Origin of the sequence: Ramlibacter sp. (assembly GCF_035706265.1) — a bacterium.
Classification (GTDB): domain Bacteria; phylum Pseudomonadota; class Gammaproteobacteria; order Burkholderiales; family Burkholderiaceae_C; genus Ramlibacter.
In genome coordinates this window covers 1-2,481 of the sequence record NZ_DASSVG010000259.1, presented here as the reverse complement: position 1 = coordinate 2,481, position 2,481 = coordinate 1, and the positions used below count along the sequence as shown (strand labels likewise).

Here is a 2,481-nt window from a genome sequence, read left to right as displayed (position 1 = left end):
CTGCTGGTACAGGCCCCACATCACGCCGCCCAGGCCAGCGAGCGCGCTGCCGACGGCGAACACGCCCACGAACAGCACGCGGATGCGGTAGCCGAGCGACTCCACCATCTCGCGGTCCTGCACGCCGGCGCGGATCAGCAGACCGATCTTGGTGCGCGTGAGCGTCCACAGCAGCGCGCCGAACACGATCGCGCCGACCGCCACGGCGACCAGGCGGTATTTCTCGACCACCGCATCGCCCAGCAGCAGCGTGCCCCGCATGCCCTCCGGCAGCGGCAGCGGGATCTGCAGCGGGCCCCAGATGACCTTGATCAGCTCCTCGCCGATGATCATCCCCCCCATCGTGATCAGGATCTGCTTCAGGTGGTTGCCGTAGACCGGCCGCACGATGAAGCGCTCGAAGGCGAGCCCGATCGCGCCGGCCACCAGCATGGCCACGACCATGGCCGGCAGCACCGCCAGCATGTTGCGCCAGAGGCTGGCGGAGTTGGTGTAGTCGCCCATGGCGCCGAGCACGCTGGTGGCGACGAAGGCGCCGAGCGCGATGAAGACGCCGTGGCCGAAGTTCAGCACGTCCATCAGCCCGAACACCAGCGTGAGGCCCGAGGCGATGATGAAGACGATCATGCCCATCGCGAGGCCCGCGATGGTGAGCGTGAGCCAGGTGGAGGTCGAGCCGACGAAGGGGAACACCACCAGCGCGAGCAGCGGCACCAGCGCCAGCGGCTTCCAGTCGAAGTCTTTCCAGTTCATAGCGCCAGCCCCAGCAGCTCCTGCTGCAATTCCTCGTTCTCTGCCAGCGCCTGCATGGAGCCGGCGTGCACCACGACGCCGTTGTCCATCACGGCCACCGTGTCGCCGAGGCGGCGGGCGAAGTTGATGTTCTGTTCGACCAGCAGGATCGTGACGCCGCTCGCCTTGAGCTGCGCGAAGGCGTCGATCATGTTGTTGATGATGGCCGGCGCGAGGCCCTTGCTCGGCTCGTCGACGATCAGCAGTTCGCGCGGCTCGACGATCGCACGCGCCACGGCCAGCATCTGCTTCTGGCCGCCGGAGAGCTTGCCGGCCGGGTGGTTCCAGAACTTCTCCACCGCGGGGAAGAGCGAGAAGATCCACTGCAGGCGCTGTTCGTCCATCTGCCGGGCGTGGCGCGCACCGCGGGCGGCCAGCAGCATGTTCTCCTTCACCGTGAGGTCGGCGAAGATGCCCATGTTCTCGGGCACGTAGGCGATGCCGCGGGCGGCGATCTGCGGCGTCGCATCGCGCGTGATGTCCTCGCTGCCAAAGACGATGCGCCCGGCCGAGGCGCGCCACAGGCCCATGATGGTGCGCAGCGTCGTGGTCTTGCCGGCGCCGTTGCGCCCCAGCAGCATGGTGAGCTGCCCGCGCGGCACGGCGAGGTCGACGCCGTGCAGGATGTGGTACGCGCCGATGTGGGTCTGGACGCCGGAGAGGGTGAGGAGCGCTTCGTTCATGCCGAAAGCCCTCCCCCTCGAGGGGGAGGGTTGGGGTGGGGGGGAGCCTTTTCGCGCTCGGAGGCGTCCTGGGGCGCCAGCCCCAGGTACGCTTCCTGGACGATGGGCGAGGCGATGACGTCCGCGGGAGCGCCATCCGCAACCAGCGTCCCGTTGTGCAGCACGATGATCCGGTCCGCCAGTTCGCGCACCACGTCCATCTTGTGCTCCACCAGCAGGATGGTCTTCGTGCGGTCTGCCTTCAGCCGCCGGATCAGGTCCAGGATCACGGGCGCTTCCGCGTGGTTCATGCCCGCGGTGGGCTCGTCGAACATGTAGACCTGCGGCTCCAGCGCCATCAGCAGCGCCACTTCGAGCTTGCGCTGGTCCCCGTGCGGCAGGGTCGCGACGATCTCGTTCTCGCGCGCCTTCATCGCCACCGCTTCGAGGATCGCGTCGGCCCGTGCGAGCAGGTCGCCATGGTCGGTCCACACGCTCCACAGGTTCAGGCCGCGCCGGTGCGCGCCCTCGCGGGTGGCCTGCACGGCGAGCCGCACGTTCTCCAGCACGGTGAGGCGCGGGAACAGGTTGGTGAGCTGGAAGGCGCGGCCGAGGCCGGCGCGCGTGCGCTGCGAGGCCGAGGCGTTCGACAGGTCGCGCCCGCCGAGCGTCACGGTGCCGGAGCTCGCCTTCAGCTGCCCGGAGATCAGGTTGAAGTAAGTTGTCTTGCCCGCCCCGTTGGGGCCGACGATCGCCGTGAGCGTGCCGGGTTCGAAGCTGCAGGTGACGCCGTTGACGGCGACGTGGCCGCCGAATCGCACGGTCAGGTCGCGGGTGGCGAGTTGGGTCATGGTGCTCCCCGGGGTCGGAATGCGGCGCCTCTGCGGGCGCTCTCGAATGCGGACTACCGGACGCAGAGGACGCAAAAGATACGCAGAGGACGCAAAAGAACATCCATCAAGAGGATGTCCTTTCTTCTTGTTTGCTTTCTTCCCCTTTTGCGTCCTCTGCGTACCCATTGCGTCCT

At 68.0% G+C, this 2,481-nt stretch carries 3 protein-coding genes; all 3 read right to left on the bottom strand.

Features of this window, described 5'->3' with window-relative positions; translation table 11 throughout:
- Positions 1 to 753, bottom strand: a 753-nt coding sequence (locus VFM98_RS09600; protein ID WP_325109700.1) for a branched-chain amino acid ABC transporter permease, incomplete at its 3' end; no start/stop codon positions are given.
- Positions 750 to 1,475 carry an ABC transporter ATP-binding protein gene (locus VFM98_RS09595; RefSeq protein WP_325109699.1) on the bottom strand — a complete coding sequence of 242 codons (726 nt, stop codon included), beginning with the start codon at positions 1,473 to 1,475 and terminating at the stop codon, positions 750 to 752. The genes VFM98_RS09600 and VFM98_RS09595, both read right to left, overlap by 4 nt.
- Positions 1,472 to 2,305: an ABC transporter ATP-binding protein gene (locus VFM98_RS09590; protein ID WP_325109698.1), complete on the bottom strand. Its 834-nt coding sequence runs from the start codon at positions 2,303 to 2,305 to the stop codon at positions 1,472 to 1,474. The genes VFM98_RS09595 and VFM98_RS09590 overlap by 4 nt, the downstream gene beginning before the upstream one ends.
- Between the last annotated feature and the right edge of the window lie 176 nt (positions 2,306 to 2,481).

Excerpts from the sequence above, each read along its gene's own strand:
- VFM98_RS09595 (WP_325109699.1), bottom strand. The coding sequence starts at position 1,475 with ATGAACGAAGCGCTCCTCACCCTCTCCGGCGTCCAGACCCACATCGGC.
- VFM98_RS09590 (WP_325109698.1), bottom strand. The coding sequence starts at position 2,305 with ATGACCCAACTCGCCACCCGCGACCTGACCGTGCGATTCGGCGGCCAC.